The sequence below is a fragment of the Streptosporangium sp. NPDC004631 genome (assembly GCF_053601935.1).
In genome coordinates this window covers 78,710-93,090 of sequence record NZ_JBSGCR010000029.1, presented here as the reverse complement: position 1 = coordinate 93,090, position 14,381 = coordinate 78,710, and the positions used below count along the sequence as shown (strand labels likewise).

15 protein-coding genes and 1 pseudogene are annotated in these 14,381 nt (G+C 68.6%); 11 read left to right on the top strand and 5 right to left on the bottom strand.

The window, feature by feature from the left end; genetic code table 11:
- A pseudogene (locus ACWEF2_RS25100) lies at positions 1 to 143 on the bottom strand (inositol-3-phosphate synthase); the annotation flags it as partial.
- Between the two features lie 27 nt (positions 144 to 170).
- On the bottom strand, positions 171 to 836 hold the full coding sequence (locus tag ACWEF2_RS25095) for a helix-turn-helix transcriptional regulator (RefSeq protein WP_453818794.1): 666 nt from the start codon (positions 834 to 836) through the stop codon (positions 171 to 173).
- Positions 837 to 1,818: 982 nt separating this feature from the next.
- On the opposite strand from ACWEF2_RS25095, the gene ACWEF2_RS25090 reads away from it, so the two are divergent.
- The 3 genes from ACWEF2_RS25090 (at position 1,819) to ACWEF2_RS25080 (ending at position 6,460) form a co-directional block, all read left to right on the top strand.
- Positions 1,819 to 3,945: a transglycosylase domain-containing protein gene (locus tag ACWEF2_RS25090; RefSeq protein WP_453818793.1), complete on the top strand. Its 2,127-nt coding sequence runs from the start codon at positions 1,819 to 1,821 to the stop codon at positions 3,943 to 3,945.
- Positions 3,945 to 5,252: a glycosyltransferase family 87 protein gene (locus ACWEF2_RS25085; protein WP_453818792.1), complete on the top strand. Its 1,308-nt coding sequence runs from the start codon at positions 3,945 to 3,947 to the stop codon at positions 5,250 to 5,252. Before ACWEF2_RS25090 ends, ACWEF2_RS25085 begins: the two co-directional genes overlap by 1 nt.
- Before the next feature lie 89 nt (positions 5,253 to 5,341).
- The gene (locus ACWEF2_RS25080; RefSeq protein WP_453818791.1) at positions 5,342 to 6,460 is read left to right on the top strand and encodes a hypothetical protein; all 1,119 of its coding nucleotides are present in this window, start codon (positions 5,342 to 5,344) and stop codon (positions 6,458 to 6,460) included.
- A gap of 65 nt (positions 6,461 to 6,525) precedes the next feature.
- Here ACWEF2_RS25080 and ACWEF2_RS25075 read toward each other — a convergent pair whose 3' ends face one another.
- A complete protein-coding gene (locus tag ACWEF2_RS25075) occupies positions 6,526 to 7,284 on the bottom strand; it encodes a deoxyribonuclease IV (RefSeq protein WP_453818790.1) in 759 nt (252 codons plus the stop codon).
- 96 nt (positions 7,285 to 7,380) lie between these two features.
- On the opposite strand from ACWEF2_RS25075, the gene ACWEF2_RS25070 reads away from it, so the two are divergent.
- Positions 7,381 to 7,563 carry a hypothetical protein gene (locus ACWEF2_RS25070; RefSeq protein ID WP_453818789.1) on the top strand — a complete coding sequence of 61 codons (183 nt, stop codon included), beginning with the start codon at positions 7,381 to 7,383 and terminating at the stop codon, positions 7,561 to 7,563.
- Positions 7,564 to 7,617: 54 nt separating this feature from the next.
- Here the strand turns inward: ACWEF2_RS25070 and ACWEF2_RS25065 are convergent, their stop codons facing one another.
- On the bottom strand, positions 7,618 to 7,926 hold the full coding sequence (locus ACWEF2_RS25065; protein WP_453818788.1) for a hypothetical protein: 309 nt from the start codon (positions 7,924 to 7,926) through the stop codon (positions 7,618 to 7,620).
- A 218-nt stretch (positions 7,927 to 8,144) separates the two neighbouring features.
- Between ACWEF2_RS25065 and rpsF the strand changes: the two genes are divergently transcribed.
- From rpsF to ACWEF2_RS25030, 7 genes are all read left to right on the top strand, one after another.
- Positions 8,145 to 8,435 carry a 30S ribosomal protein S6 gene (rpsF, locus tag ACWEF2_RS25060; RefSeq protein WP_355600179.1) on the top strand — a complete coding sequence of 97 codons (291 nt, stop codon included), beginning with the start codon at positions 8,145 to 8,147 and terminating at the stop codon, positions 8,433 to 8,435.
- 74 nt (positions 8,436 to 8,509) lie between these two features.
- Positions 8,510 to 9,064: a single-stranded DNA-binding protein gene (locus ACWEF2_RS25055; RefSeq protein ID WP_355600180.1), complete on the top strand. Its 555-nt coding sequence runs from the start codon at positions 8,510 to 8,512 to the stop codon at positions 9,062 to 9,064.
- A 108-nt stretch (positions 9,065 to 9,172) separates the two neighbouring features.
- Positions 9,173 to 9,409, top strand: coding sequence for a 30S ribosomal protein S18 (gene rpsR / locus ACWEF2_RS25050; RefSeq protein ID WP_012895699.1), 237 nt, complete (start codon positions 9,173 to 9,175; stop codon positions 9,407 to 9,409).
- 14 nt (positions 9,410 to 9,423) lie between these two features.
- Entirely contained in the window at positions 9,424 to 9,870 is a 447-nt protein-coding gene (gene rplI / locus ACWEF2_RS25045) for a 50S ribosomal protein L9 (RefSeq protein WP_355600181.1), read from the top strand.
- A 240-nt stretch (positions 9,871 to 10,110) separates the two neighbouring features.
- Positions 10,111 to 10,980, top strand: coding sequence for an ABC transporter substrate-binding protein (locus tag ACWEF2_RS25040; protein WP_453818787.1), 870 nt, complete (start codon positions 10,111 to 10,113; stop codon positions 10,978 to 10,980).
- 61 nt (positions 10,981 to 11,041) lie between these two features.
- Positions 11,042 to 11,902: an amino acid ABC transporter permease gene (locus ACWEF2_RS25035; protein WP_453818786.1), complete on the top strand. Its 861-nt coding sequence runs from the start codon at positions 11,042 to 11,044 to the stop codon at positions 11,900 to 11,902.
- A gap of 94 nt (positions 11,903 to 11,996) precedes the next feature.
- Positions 11,997 to 12,740: an amino acid ABC transporter ATP-binding protein gene (locus ACWEF2_RS25030; RefSeq protein ID WP_453818785.1), complete on the top strand. Its 744-nt coding sequence runs from the start codon at positions 11,997 to 11,999 to the stop codon at positions 12,738 to 12,740.
- Positions 12,741 to 12,794: 54 nt separating this feature from the next.
- Here ACWEF2_RS25030 and ACWEF2_RS25025 read toward each other — a convergent pair whose 3' ends face one another.
- The gene (locus tag ACWEF2_RS25025; protein ID WP_453818784.1) at positions 12,795 to 14,327 is read right to left on the bottom strand and encodes an APC family permease; all 1,533 of its coding nucleotides are present in this window, start codon (positions 14,325 to 14,327) and stop codon (positions 12,795 to 12,797) included.
- Between the last annotated feature and the right edge of the window lie 54 nt (positions 14,328 to 14,381).

Here is a 14,381-nt window from a genome sequence, read left to right as displayed (position 1 = left end):
CCGACGTGATACTCCCCGAACGTGACATGCATCAGGCCCGGCACCCGGCCACCCGGATCGGCGTCCCGATAGAAATGAACGCCCTGCACCAGCGACGCGGCACAGTTGCCAACGCCGACAATGGCTACGCGCACCGAACCCATGGCACTCGCTCCCCTTGCTCTCAATGGTTACTTGTCTTCCGGGGCGATACGCCGCCCCGTGCTATCCGCTTCGGGCGAGGGCGCCCGAGAGGTTCCTTCTCGCGTGGACGGCCACTCTTCGTCCGCCGAGGAGCTCCGCCGCTCCGTGGCGATCAGCTCATTCAACCAGCGCACTTCGCGCTCGACCGACTCCAGACCGTGACGCTGTAGTTCGAGGGTGTAACTGTCCAGCCGTTCCCGCGTCCGGGCGAGGACGGTGCGTACACCGTCGAGACGCTCTTCCAGCCGGCTGCGGCGTCCTTCGAGGATGCGCAGGCGGACCTCGGCCTCGGTGTGCCTGAAGAAGGCGAAGTGAACCCCGAAACTCTCGTCCTCCCAGGCGGACGGACCGGCCTGGGTGAGCAGTTCGTGGAGCCTCTCCTTGCCCTCCGCCGTCAGTTTGTAGACGATCTTCGATCGGCGCCCGGTGAGCGTGATGGGACTCTCGGTGACGGCCGGGCCGGGATCGTCCTCCGCGATGAGCCCGTCGGTCAGCAACTGGCGGAGGCAGGGGTAGAGCGAGCCGTAGGAGAAGGCTCGGAACATGCCGAGCAGAGCGTTGAGCCGTTTGCGCAGCTCATAGCCGTGTAGCGGGGTCTCGTGCAGCGACCCGAGCACGGCGAGTTCCAACACGCCGCCACGTCCGCCGGCCACGGGAAACCACCACCTCTCGTGTCGATGTATCGAGCCGATACATCTTGAGGATACGTCCACCAAACATATCCATGCAATCAACGACTTTCCCAAGAGGTTGGGAGCAAACCGTAAAAAGCCGTAGTGTGACGCTCATGTGGTCACGGCGAGCGGCGGCGGATCTCGGCCCTCGCGTGATCGGGAACGTTTTCCAATACGGGGAATTCCACGCTCGTGTGGAAGAGGTCTGCCAAGGTTGTTCTCGGAACCACCTGACGGTCTCGTTCGTCCTCGGGAACGGAGATCCACCCGAATAGACCGGCTACCAGTGAGCCAAGGCGACGAGATCCACCGCGGTCAGGCGGTAGTCTCACCCGCCTGCCCGCCGTCGTAGACCCCGATGACCGAACGAGGACGCGTGAGTTACAGCCACAGCCATGACCCGGAGCCGGACGGGCGCCGACAGGCCCCCGATGCCCCGGCTCGTCCGGGGCGGCGCCGTCGCTCAAGCGCAGGAGCCGTTCCCCGTGAGGTTCCCCCGTCCCCGCCTCCCGGGATCGGGGACGCGAACTGGGGGCCACCCCAGGGACGGCCGCCACAGGGAGCGGAGTTCGACCCTCGGGTCGCCGGGCCGGGCCGCGGTGAAGCCGCCCCCCCGAGCGGGGGGATGCGGCGCCAGGAGACCGACCCGGCCGGGGGGCGCCGGCCGGAGGCCGCCTTCGAGGACACCCAGGCCATGATGGCCGCCCAGGCGAGGGCGGGCCGCCCGAACGGTCCCGGCGGTCCCGGCGGGGCGGGGCGTGGACGGCGTGCCCGCGGTTCCGCCGGTCCCATGGGTGCCGGAGGTCAGGCGGGCCCCGCCGGGCGCGGACCCGGAGACGGCGGAGGGCCGGCGGGCCCCGGAAGACCGGGAGGACCGGGAGGGCCTCCGGGTTCCGGAGACGGCGGTGACAGGGCCGGGCGCGAGGGGTGGAAACGCTTCCTGCCCAGTTGGAAGATCGTCATGGCGAGCTTCGTGGTCCTCTCCGCCGGCGTCTTCGGCATGATCGCGGTCGCCTACGCCAACACGCCCGTCCCCCGCACCACCCAGGACAGCGTGGACGACATGGGGAGCGTCATCTACTACGGCGACGGAAAGTCGGTGCTCGCCCGCCTCGGCGTCAAACGCATGCTGGTGGACATCGACAAGATCCCGAAGCATGTCCAGGACGCGGTGATCGCCGCGGAGAACCGCAGCTTCTGGGACGACAACGGCATCGACTTCCGGGGCATGGCCCGATCGCTGTGGAGCACGGTCAGCGGTGAGCAGGTCCAGGGCGCCTCGACCATCACCCAGCAGATGGCCCGTAACTACTACGACGGCCTCAGCCAGGAACGGTCGCTCAAGCGAAAGATCAAGGAGATCTTCGTCGCGATCAAGCTCGACAAGGACATCAGCAAGGAACAGATCCTGGCGCAGTACCTCAACACCATCTACTTCGGGCGTGGCGCCCTCGGCATCCAGGCCGCGTCCCAGGCGTTCTTCAACAGGAACGTCGGTGAGCTGACCCCGCAGATGGCCGCCTATCTCGCCGGCCGCATCCAGAACCCCGACGCGTTCGACCGGGCGGAGAACGCCAAGAACCTGGCCCCCACCCAGGAGCGTTACAAATATGTGATCGACGGCATGGCCCTGCTCAACCCCGGCCAGTACGGCGCGCTGCCCACCAAGTCCCCCACGGCTCCCAAGCGGATCGTCTACCGCCAGAAGGACTACTACCAGGGCATCAAGGGGTACATGATCACCGAGGTCCTCAAGGAGCTCAAGCGGAGGGGCATCAACCAGGAGGACGTTGAGCGGGGCGGCTACCGGATCTACTCGACCTTCGACAAGGACCTGATGGTGGCGGCCAGGAAGGCCGTCAAGGAGACCACCGCGGGACTCTCTCCGGAGATCCACACGGGCCTGGCGGCGGTGGATCCCCGTAACGGGCGTGTCATCGCCTTCTACGGCGGTTCCAACTTCGCCAAGCAGGAGTGGAACGACGCCTTCATGTCCGAGAAGCAGGCGGCGTCGGCGTTCAAGCCCTACGTGCTGGCCGCCTGGCTGGAGGCGGGCAACAGCCTCAACAGCTATCTGGTGGGCAAGGGGCCGATCAAGGCGCCGGGCACCGCCCCGATCAAAAACTCCCACGACGTCCCGGGCGGCTCGGTGAACACCGTCAGGGCCACCGCCGAGTCCATCAACACGGCGTTCGTGCAGATGGGCATGGAGGTCGGCCTGGACAAGGTCATCCAGGTCGCGGCCGGCGCGGGTCTCAGCGAGCAGAGGCTCAAGGAGACCGAGGGCAAGCACGCCTTCGCCCTGACCATCGGCTCCGGCCCGGTCACCCCCGTGCAGCAGGCCGGCGGCTACTCGATCTTCGCCAACGAGGGCAAGCACTTCGAGAACCATGTGGTGATCAAGGTCGTCGACCACGACAAGGTGACGGTGCTCAAGGAGAACACCCAGCCCACCCAGGTCATCAGCCCGGAGAGCGCGGCCGACGCCACCTTCGCGCTTCAGCAGGTCGTGAAACCCGCCCCCGCCACCGGCGGGGCCGCGGCCCTCTACGACCGGCCGGTGGCGGGCAAGACCGGCACCAACGACGAGAACAAGGAGGCCTGGTTCGTCGGCTTCACCCCGCAGCTCTCCACCGCGGTCGGTATGTACCGGCAGGTCGTGAAGACGAACGCCGAGGTGACGCTGGGCGACATCCAGGGCGCCACGTACCCCACCCGGGTGTGGCGCGCGTTCATGGCGGAGGCCATGAAGGGCAAGGAGGTCATCCAGTTCCCGCCGCGCGCCAACGTCGGCACGGACAAGAACCTCGCGCCCAAGCCGGCACCCATCCCGACCCCGACCGAGGCGTACCCGCCCGACGACGGCGGCGGTGACCCGGACAACGGCTGGCCCGACGACAACGGCGGCGGCGAGACCAGCCCGCCCGAGGGCAGGGAGTGCCTGCCCTGGGACGGCTCGTGCGACACCCCGGGTGACATCGGCAACCAGCGTTCCCCCGGCGACGGCGGTGGTGGTTTCGGCAACACCGGCGCGGCCCCCGGGGCGGCGGTCATGCCGAGTCCCACGCCGAGTGGAAAGCGCCCCTGATGAGGAGCGCCCGGCCGACGCGGGACGCACTGTCCGACCTCGGTACGCGCGCCGTTCCCTACATCCCCCTGGCCCTGTTCGCGGGGCTGGGGGCGGTGCTCGCCTACCTGTGGAAGTGGCCCTGCCGCTTCGGGGGGGCGTGGACCGACGGGACCCTGCAGTTCACGAACTTCTGTTACACCGACATCTATCCGTTGTGGTGGAACGAGAAGCTCAACGAGGGCCGGATCCCGTACTTCGACCATCCGGTCGAGTATCCCGTCGGCATCGGCGGGATCATGGAGTTCTTCCGCCGGATCGTCACGTCCATGAGCGAGCCCGGTACCGCGTTCTACGACCTGACCGTGATCTTGATGGCCGCCTGCCTGATCGTGGGCGTGCTGCTGATGGCCGCGCTGGCGGGGCCGACCCGCCGCTGGGACGCCCTGTGGTACGCCCTGGCCCCCGCGCTGATCCTCACCGCCTACATCAACTGGGACCTGGCGGCCAACGCCCTCGCCCTGGGGGCGCTGCTCGCCTGGGCGAGGCGGCGGCAGTGGCTGGCGGGCATCCTGCTCGGGCTGGCGATCGCCACCAAGTTCTACCCGCTGATGTTCCTCGGCCCCCTGTTCCTGCTGACCCTGCGCACCGGCAGGTGGAAGCCGTTCCTCAAGACGGTCGGCGGCACCGTGGGGATCTGGCTCGCCGTCAACGTCCCCATCATGCTCTCCGCCTTCACCGGCTGGAAGCGGTTCTACGTCTTCAGCCAGGAGCGCGCGGCCGACTGGGGCTCGATCTGGTACTTCTTCAACCAGAAGCAGTGGCCGATCCTCGGTGACCCCGACCGGCTCGACACGCTGGGCGTGCTGTCGCTGGGCGTGTTCTGCCTGGCGATCGCGGTCCTCGCGCTGACGGCTCGCACCCGGCCCCGGCTGATGCAGCTGTGCTTCCTGGTCCTGGCCGCGTTCATGCTGACCAACAAGGTGTGGTCGCCGCAGTACGTGCTCTGGCTGATCCCCTTCGCCGTGCTGGCCCGGCCCAACTGGAAGCCGATCGTGCTCTGGCAGATCGCCGAGTGCTGGTACTTCTTCGCGATCTGGCTCTACCTGGTCGCCCAGCAGCCCGGCAACGAGGACCTGGGCATCTCCTCCGACACCTATTTCACCGCGGTGTGGGGGCGCGCGATCACCATTTTGATCATGATGGCCTTCGTGGTGCGGGACGTCCTCAGGCCGGAGCACGACGTGATCCGGCAGGCCGGGATCGACGATCAGGCCGGCGGCGTCTTCGACGGGGCTCCCGACAGGTTCCGGCTCGCGCTCTCCTGATCCGGGTCTCCAGTCGGCTGCGAGAGTAGCCAATGTCATAACATTTCCGACTAGCAGGTACGTGGGGTGGTCCGCCAGAATTCCGGCGTATGATCCCCCCGGTTGAGACCTCCCGCGCCACCGTGCTGGAGGCGTTCCTGCTCTGGCTGAGTTCCCGGCTGGGGATCGTCGTCCTCGCCGTCGTGGGAGCGGGGACCATGGCGGGAGGAGAGGCCGTTGCGCCGTTCCCGGCCCGTTGGGAGCACTGGGACGCCAAACTCCTCATCACCATCGCCGAGTACGGGTACGGCGGCGACCCCGCGGCCGAGCCGGACCCGGGACTGCCCGCGTTCTTCCCGGGAATGCCGTTGACGCTCCGCGCGGTCCATCTGGTTGTGGGCGACTGGGGGCTCGCCGGGCTGCTGATCTCCTTCGTGGCCGGCGCCGTCGCGGTGGCGTCGCTGGCCAGGCTCGCCGAGTTCGAGGGACCGCGGGGAACGGGGTGGCGCGCGGTGCTGGCGCTGCTGCTCTGGCCGATGTCGGTCTTCCTGTTCGCCGGCTACAGCGAGGCCCTGTTCCTGGCCTTCGCCGTCCCCGCCTGGCTCGCGGCGCGCCGGGGGCGGTGGCCCCTGGCCGCCGTTCTCGCCGCGGGCGCCTCCTGCATGCGGATCACCGGGCTCTTCCTGGCCCTCGCGCTGATCGTCGAGTTCCGCACCGCGCGGCGGCCCGTACGGCAGGCGGTGTGGCTGGTGCCGCCGTTCGTGCCGCTGGTGCTCTACTCCGCCTATCACCACGCCCGCAGCGGCGACTGGCTGGCCTGGAAGCACGCGCAGGAGGCCGGTTGGGGGCGGCACCTGGTGTGGCCGTGGGAGTCGCTGATCACCACGTGGCAGTCGGCCATGGGAGACGGGCGGTTCGCCTGGGCGTTCCGGCTGGAGATCGCCGGGGCCGTCGTCGGGATCGGGCTCGTGCTGGTCCTGCTCCACCTGCGGCGGTGGAGCGAGTTCGTCTACGTGGGTCTCCAGGTGGGCGCCCTGGTCTGCTCCGCCTACTATCTGTCGATCCCGCGCTCGGCCGTGCTCTGGTGGCCGCTCTTTCTGCTCGTCGCCCGCGCGAGCACCCCGGGCCCCCGCTGGAGACGGTGGGTGCTCGTCGCCTACGCCCTGGTGGCGGGTCCGTTGATGGTGCTCAACACGCTGGTTTTTCTGGACGGCGCCTGGGTGGGGTAGATGCCTTTACCCACTTTTACGGCAAAGTAATCCAGAAAAGTTATCCACAGGCTGTGGACGGCGAACTACAGGCTCTTCCGGAGCAGAGCGATGTCCTCAGCCTGCCCGCCGGACGGGGTCTCCACCACGATCGGCGCGTTCGCGCTCCGGCACATCGCCAGGATGAGTTCGGTGTCGATCCGGCCCGCGCCGAGGTTGGCGTGCCGGTCGGCGCCGGAACCCGCGGCGTCCCGCGAGTCGTTGCAGTGGACCAGGTCGATCCGGCCGGTGATCGCCCTGACCCGTTCGACCACGTCGGCCAGCTCCTCGCCGGCCGCGTGGGCGTGGCAGGTGTCCAGGCAGAAGCCCACGTCGAAGCCGTCGAGCGCGTCCCAGAGCCGGGCGATGCTCTCCAACCTGCGGGCCATCGCGTTGCCGCCGCCGGCGGTGTTCTCGATGAGCACCGGGACCTCGTGCTCCTCCAGCCGCTCGAACACCTTGCGCCAGTTGTCGAAGCCCAGCTGCGGATCGTCGCCGGCGCCCACGTGCCCGCCGTGCACGATCAGGCCCCTCGCGCCCAGCTCGGCCGCCGCGGCCAGGTGTGAGCTCAGCAGTTTGCGGCTGGGGATGCGGATCCGGTTGTTGGCGGTGGCCACGTTGATGACGTAGGGCGCGTGGATGTAGACGTCCACGCCGGAGTCTCTGATCTCCCGCGTCCGATCACCGATGACCGGGCCCTTCCAGCCCTGCGGATCCCCGAGGAAGAACTGCGCGACCTCGGCGTCACGCGCTCTGGCGTGGGCCAGCGGGTCGTCCTGGTCGACATGAGCTCCGATAAGCGGCATGTGTTCGAGCGTAGCCGTTTCGCGAAGCCGTACGGGGGCAGTCGCACGGCGCGTCCCCGCCCGCCTCCGGCGGGCCGAACCCCGAGGAGCCGGAAAATGGCCTACTACCGCAGAGGGATAAGCCTGATCGGCCTGATCTACATCCTGGTCGGTCTCTACGTGGCCTGGATCCACCACTACATCACCCCCACGCTCCTGAAGAACGTCGCCGAGGCGCTGCTGGCCGTCCTCCTGTGGTTCCTCGTCCTGCTGGGAGTGGACCTGCGTCTGGGCGGCTAGCCCCTCGTGACCTGGTCTCCGGCGATTCGGGGCGCCGCGGGACAGGTCACGGCGTCAGGGGAAGAAGCCGCCGTGATAGATGCCGAGGACCACGCCCACGAACGAGCCCACGATGCCCACGATGTTCAGTGAGCGCTCCGGGGTCGTCGCCGAGACGTACTGTGAGTAGAGACCTCCGGTGAACCCCAGCACGCCCAGCCAGGCGGCGGCCGCGTGCGCGCTCGGGATGAACGCGGTCACGAAGGCCACCAGTCCGCAGAGGATCGTGACGACGCTCAGCACGTTCTGGACGGGGTGCCGTCTGCCGTCACTGTTCAGCAGCCGCGACAGCCGGCCCCCGCCGGGACGGAACGCGCGCGCCATCGCCGTCACCTCCTTCTCTGCCACAGGAGGTGCCCTGCGATGTGACGGTCCAACCCTTGACGCCCTGGTAGGCTGGCACGGCCTGCGTCGCATGGGCGTGTTATGGCCCGCCCGCCGCCGCGGTCGCCGAAATGGGCGTCCGGGACGAAGACGCAGGCGTCCTCCTGTCACGGCACGGTGTCGTGACCGCAAGAGTCCAGAGGAGGTTGGAAGTCAGCATGCGTCATTACGAAGTGATGGTCATTCTCGACCCTTCGCTCGATGAGCGCACGGTCGCCCCTTCCCTCGACCAGTTCCTCACGGTGATCCGCAATGACGGCGGCACCGTGGAGAAGGTCGACGTGTGGGGCCGTCGTCGGCTGTCCTACGACATCGCCAAGAAGCCCGAGGGCATCTACGCCGTCATCGACCTGACCGCGGAGCCCGCCACGGTCAAGGAGCTCGACCGGCAGATGAACCTCAACGAGGGCATCCTCCGCACCAAGGTTCTCCGCCCGGACGTGCACTAACCCCGGCTTTTGTCGGGTGCCAGCCGTACTCTGAGCCGATAACCGCGAAGGTCGCAGGAAGGGCAGCGCTAGCCATGGCAGCAGGCGACACCACGATCACCATCGTCGGCAACCTCGTCGACGATCCGGAGCTGCGTTTTACCCCCACGGGGCAAGCGGTGGCCCGGTTCCGCATCGCATCCACTCCGAGGTTCCTCGACAAGACGACCAACGAGTGGAAGGACGGCGAAGGCCTGTTCCTGACCTGCAACGTGTGGCGGCAGGCGGCGGAGAACGTCGCCGAGAGCCTGCAGCGCGGCATGCGGGTCATCGTTCAGGGACGGCTGCGCCAGCGGTCATACGAGACCAAGGAAGGCGAGAAGCGCACGGTCTACGAGGTTGAGGTCGACGAGGTCGGCCCCTCCCTGAGGAACGCCACAGCCAAGGTCAACAAGACCGCCCGTCAGGGCGGTGGCGGCGGCTTCGGCGGCGGTCCCGCCAACGACCCGTGGGCCTCCGCGTCGCCCGCCGCACCCCAGGGTGGCGGCGGCTTCGGCGGTGGCGGCGGCAACTTCGGCGGCGGCCAGCCGCAGGGTGGCGGCAACTTCGGCGGCGGTGGCGGCGACTTCAGCGACGAGCCGCCCTTCTAGGTCTCCACGCGGTGGCCCCCGGGCGACCGCGGACCGCATCTCGAAAACCAGTCCATATCCGCAGCGACCATTCCCGCCGCACGGCGGGGCTCTGAGAGGAGCACCACGATGGCCAAGCCGGCACTGCGCAAGCCCAAGAAGAAGGTTTGCCTGTTCTGCCACGACAAGATCTCCTACGTCGACTACAAGGACACGGCGCTGCTTCGGAAGTTCATCTCCGACCGCGGCAAGATCCGTGCCCGCCGGGTGACGGGCAACTGCACCCAGCACCAGCGTGACGTGGCGACCGCTATCAAGAACGCTCGTGAGATGGCGCTCCTGCCGTACATGAGCACCGCGCGCTAAGGAGGTCCGGACAAATGAAGCTCATTCTCACCAGTGAGGTCACCGGCCTCGGTGCCCCCGGCGACATCGTCGAGGTCAAGAGCGGCTACGGCCGCAACTACCTGCTTCCCCGTGGATTCGCGATCCTGTGGACGCGCGGTGGCGAGAAGCAGATCACCTCGATCAAGAAGGCCCGCGACGCCCGCGAGATCCGTGACCTCGGCACAGCCAAGGAAGTCGCCTCGCAGCTCAAGGCCCTGAAGGTGGTGCTGAAGACGAAGGCCGGTGACTCCGGTCGTCTCTTCGGCTCGATCACCACCGGCGACGTCGCCGAGGCCGTCAAGGCCGCCGGCGGCCCGGTGCTCGACCGCCGTCGCATCGAGATCGCCTCCGCGATCAAGAGCCTCGGCTCCCACCGGGTCAGCGTCAAGCTGCACCCGGAGGTCTCCGCGGCCCTCGACATCGAGGTCGTCGCGGCCTGATCGACCGCCTGAGACCGTCTGAGGCAAGGGCCTTCTCCCCGTCCGTGGGAGGGGGCCCTTGCCGGTGTCTCCGGTTCTCGTGAGTCGTCTCCCGCTGTTCCCCGTTGTCGCGCACCGCGCCCTCCCGCCGTCGGCCTCCGTCCCCGAGCCGTACCCGTATCCGCATCGCGAGACGTGTTACTGGTAGTCACTGCACATACGTACAATTCGGGGGTTGTTGTTCTTTTCTGGAGGTTTGTCATGGCCCGTCCCTCGATGCTGCTCGTGCTCGGCGCCCTCGCGGTGACCGCGGTGGCCTGTGCGCCGGCGTCGGACCCGGCGACCCGGGCGGACGCGTCCTCCTCCGCGGCCCCTGCCTCCTGCGCCAAGGACCGGCTCACCCTGAGGACGGCGGGCAAGCTGACCATCGGCACCGACAAGCCCGCGTACGAGCCGTGGTTCAAGGACGACGACCCCGCCAACGGCAAGGGCTTCGAGAGCGCCGTCGCCCACGCGATCGCCGGGCAGCTCGGCTTCCAGGGCGCCGAGATCGCCTGGGCCACGGTGAAGTTCGACTCCGCGTTCGCCCCCGGCGCCAAGCAGTTCGACTTCGACGTCAACCAGGTCTCCGTCACCTCCGACCGGGCCAAGGTCGTCGACTTCAGCAAGGGCTACTACACCGTCAAACAGGCCGTGGTCGCGCTGGACGGCTCGAAGATCGCCTCCGCGACGGACCTCGCGGGCCTGAAGGACGCGAAGATCGGCGTGCAGGTCGGGACCACCTCGCTGCAGGCCGTCAAGGACGTCATCCGGCCCTCGGCCGAGCTGAACGTCTACAACGAGCAGATCGACGCGGTGAACGCCCTGAAGAACAAGCAGGTCGACGCCGTGGTGGTGGACCTGCCCACCGCCTTCTACGTGACCGCGGCCCAGGTCGAGAACTCCAGGATCATCGGCCAGTTCGGCGCCGCGTCCGGCACGCCCGAGGTCTTCGGCGCGGTCTTCGAGAAGGGCAGTCCGCTGGTGGGCTGCGTGAACGAGGCGATCGACAGGCTGACCTCCTCCGGAGAGCTCGCCAAGATCGAGTCCGAGTGGCTCGGTTCGGCCGCGGGTGCGCCGGAGCTGAAGTAGTGATCGGAATGTGGTCACCGGCGGGAGGCCGTCTCCCCCGGAGGAACCCCGGCGGGCGACGGTGAGCGACCGTGTGACGGCCGCGTCCGGCTGGGTGAAGAGCGAACGGCAACGGGAACGGGAGCGTCTGCGCAGGCGGCGGTCGGTCCGGTCGGGCTCGATCGCGACCGTCTCCACGGTCCTGGTGATCGTCCTGATCGGGTGGGTCTTCGCCAACTCGCCCGGCTGGCCCCGGGTCCAGGAGACGTTCTTCAACCCCGAGCAGTTCGTCAAGGCGCTGCCGGACGTGCTGAGCGGCTTCCTGCTCAACATCAAGATCTTCCTGATCGCCGAGCCGCTGATCCTCGTCGTGGGTCTGCTGGTCGCGTTGGCGCGCAACCTCAAGGCGCCGGTGTTCTTCCCGCTGCGCGCCCTCGCGGTGACCTACACCGACGTCTTCCGCGGCGTGCCCACCATCCTGGTCATCTATCTCGTCGGGTTCGGCCTGCCCGCGCTGGGCCTGCGGGGCGTGCCGACGGATCTGGCGACGCTCGGCGTCATCGCGCTCACCCTGTCCTACGGGGCGTACGTGGCCGAGGTGTTCAGGGCGGGGATCGACTCGGTGCACCCGAGCCAGCGGGCCGCCGCCCGGTCCCTCGGGCTGAGCCACGGCAGGACCATGCGGTACGTGGTGGTGCCGCAGGCCGTACGCCGGGTGGTGCCGCCCCTGCTCAACGACTTCGTCTCGTTGCAGAAGGACACCGCGCTGGTCGCCACGATCGGCCCGCTGGAGGCGCTGCGCCAGGCGCAGATCCACGCCGCCGGCACGTTCAACTACACGCCCTACCTGGTGGCGGCGCTGCTGTTCATCCTGCTCACCATCCCCATGGCCCGCTTCACCGACTATCTGGCGGCCCGTTCGCAGCGGCGGCGGGGCCAGTGAGCGGGCGGAACGGGCGAGCCGACGGGTGCGTCCGGGGCGGCGGGCGCGGCGGATACGGGCCGCCGGCCACCGAGCCGGCGGGTGAGGAGAGACCTTGAGCCTGCTGACCGTCGAGGGCGTCTGGAAGAACTATCACGGCCACGGCGTGCTGCGCGGAGTCGACCTGTCGGTCGACGCGCACGAGGTGGTCTGCCTGATCGGCGCCTCAGGGTCGGGCAAGTCCACCCTGCTGCGCTGTGTGAACCTGCTGGAGACCGTGGACGACGGCACGATCCACCTGGACGGCGACGACATCACCGACGTCCGGGTCAACGCCGACGAGGTGCGCAAGCGCATGGGCATCGTGTTCCAGGCGTTCAACCTGTTCCCGCACATGACCGTGCTGGACAACATCACGCTGGCCCCGCGCAAGGTGCACGGGGTCGGCAGGGGACAGGCCGAGCACCACGCCCGCGACCTGCTGACCAGGTTCGGCCTGGCGGACAAGGCGGCCTCCTACCCCGATCGGCTCTCCGGCGGCCAGCAGCAGCGCGTCGCCGTCATCCGTGCCCTGGCCACCCAGCCCCGCCTGATGCTGCTGGACGAGGTGACCTCGGCCCTGGACCCGACGCTGGTCACCGAGGTGCTCGGGGTGATCCGGGAGCTCAAGGAGGGGGGGATGACCATGATCCTGACCACTCATGAGATGGGTTTCTGCCGGGAGATCGCGGACACCGTCTGCTTTCTCGACGGCGGTGTGCTCCTGGAGCGCGGTACCCCGGAGCAGATCTTCACCGATCCCCGGCAGCCCCGGACCCGGGAGTTCCTGCGGAGCGTGCTCGACGCCCGGCGGTTGTGAGGGGCCCGGTCGCAGGCCGGGACGTGACGCGGGCCTTTCGGCGGGTGTGCCGCCTCAGCGCCGGTGCCGTCCGCGGATCCCGGCGTTGAGGTTGAGGGAGTCGGCCGAGATCCCGGCGAGCACGCTGTTGCGCCTGCCGTACACCAGGTAGACCAGGACGCCGAAGGCCATCCAGGCGATGAAGTACAGCCAGGTGATGAGCTGGAGGTTCACCAGTAGCCAGAGGCAGGCGGCGATCGAGGCCAGCGGCACGCCGGGGGAGAGCGGCACACGGAAGCCGCGGGGCAGGTCGGGCATGGTCCGCCGCATCCTGATCACCCCGGCGGCCACCACGACGAACACGGACAGGGAGCCGATCACGACCAGCGGTTCGAGCGTGAGCACCGGCACGAACTCGGCGAGCACGATCGCCAGGCCGCCGATGATCAGGGTGACCCGGGTCGGGCTGTGGTAGCTCCGGTTGATCCTGGCCAGCCGGTGCGGGAACAGCCCGTCCCTGGCCATGGAGAACATGACGCGGGTCAGCCCGACCAGCAGCACCAGGACGACCGTGGTGAGGCCGAGCACCGCGCCGATGTTGATGATGTGCACCATGAAGCCCTCGCCCGCGCCGCGGAAGGCGTCGGCGAGCGGGGCCTCGATGTCGATCCTGTCGTAGGGGATCATCCCCACCATCACCACCGCCACCGAGATGTAGATGATCGTGGTGATCACCAGGCTGCGGATGATGCCCTTCGGAATCGACCGGGGAGCGTCCTCGGCCTCCTCGGCCGCGGTGGCCACGACGTCGAAGCCGATGTAGGCGAAGGTGATGGCCGCCGAGGCGGCGAAGATGCCGAACCAGCCGAACGCGCTGGTGTGGCCGGAGAGAAGGCCCAGCAGCGGCGAGTGCAGGGTGTCGGTGGCCGCCTGCGCGCGAGCCTGCGGGGCGGGGATGGCGGCCAGGTTGCGCTTGTCGAAGTGCGTGGCGCCGACCACGATGACCGCGCCGATGGCCATCAGCTTGGCGACCACGATGATCCACAGGGCCCGCAGGCCGACCCGGGCGCCCAGCGCCACCACGATCGTCAGCAGTACCAGGATGAACAGCGTGAACAGGTCGAACCCCTCGACCCGGCCGGTGAGCCCGGCGAGCGGTGCGGGGAAGTGCGCCCCGAGGTCGGTGAGCATCTGGGCGGCGTAGAGCGACCAGACCCTGGCCACCACCGCCGTGGCGATGAGAAGCTCCATCACCAGCGCCCAGCCGACGATCCAGGCCCAGACCTCGCCGAAGATGACGTAGGTGAAGGTGTAGGCGCTGCCCGAGGCCGGCAGGGCGGAGGACAGCTCGGCGAAACAGAAGGCCACGAGCAGGCTGGTGATACCCGCGATCATGAAGGAGAGGATCACGCCGGGGCCGGCCATGGAGGCCGCCTGGCGGCCCGCGAGGCTGAAGATGCCCGCGCCGATCATGACGCCGACGCCCAGTACGGTGAGATCCGCCGGACCGTAGGCCTTGGGCAGACCGTGACGCGCGCCGGTCCACCGGTCTGTCGCCTCGCTCGGGGATAATCGGCGGGCAATCGACGGAGAATGACCTTCGCGCACGACGTGACCCAATCATGATGGGTGAAGCATCCGTTTTGCCGGGCTTGTTCACAG

Coding starts and splice junctions, on each gene's coding strand:
- ACWEF2_RS25070 (WP_453818789.1), top strand. CDS start 7,381: ATGGCCTACTACCGCAGAGGGATAAGCCTGATCGGCCTGATCTACATC.
- ACWEF2_RS25055 (WP_355600180.1), top strand. CDS start 8,510: ATGGCAGCAGGCGACACCACGATCACCATCGTCGGCAACCTCGTCGAC.
- rplI (WP_355600181.1), top strand. CDS start 9,424: ATGAAGCTCATTCTCACCAGTGAGGTCACCGGCCTCGGTGCCCCCGGC.
- ACWEF2_RS25085 (WP_453818792.1), top strand. CDS start 3,945: ATGAGGAGCGCCCGGCCGACGCGGGACGCACTGTCCGACCTCGGTACG.
- ACWEF2_RS25040 (WP_453818787.1), top strand. CDS start 10,111: ATGGCCCGTCCCTCGATGCTGCTCGTGCTCGGCGCCCTCGCGGTGACC.
- ACWEF2_RS25075 (WP_453818790.1), bottom strand. CDS start 7,284: ATGCCGCTTATCGGAGCTCATGTCGACCAGGACGACCCGCTGGCCCAC.
- rpsR (WP_012895699.1), top strand. CDS start 9,173: ATGGCCAAGCCGGCACTGCGCAAGCCCAAGAAGAAGGTTTGCCTGTTC.
- ACWEF2_RS25080 (WP_453818791.1), top strand. CDS start 5,342: ATGATCCCCCCGGTTGAGACCTCCCGCGCCACCGTGCTGGAGGCGTTC.
- ACWEF2_RS25065 (WP_453818788.1), bottom strand. CDS start 7,926: ATGGCGCGCGCGTTCCGTCCCGGCGGGGGCCGGCTGTCGCGGCTGCTG.
- rpsF (WP_355600179.1), top strand. CDS start 8,145: ATGCGTCATTACGAAGTGATGGTCATTCTCGACCCTTCGCTCGATGAG.
- ACWEF2_RS25090 (WP_453818793.1), top strand. CDS start 1,819: ATGGCGAGCTTCGTGGTCCTCTCCGCCGGCGTCTTCGGCATGATCGCG.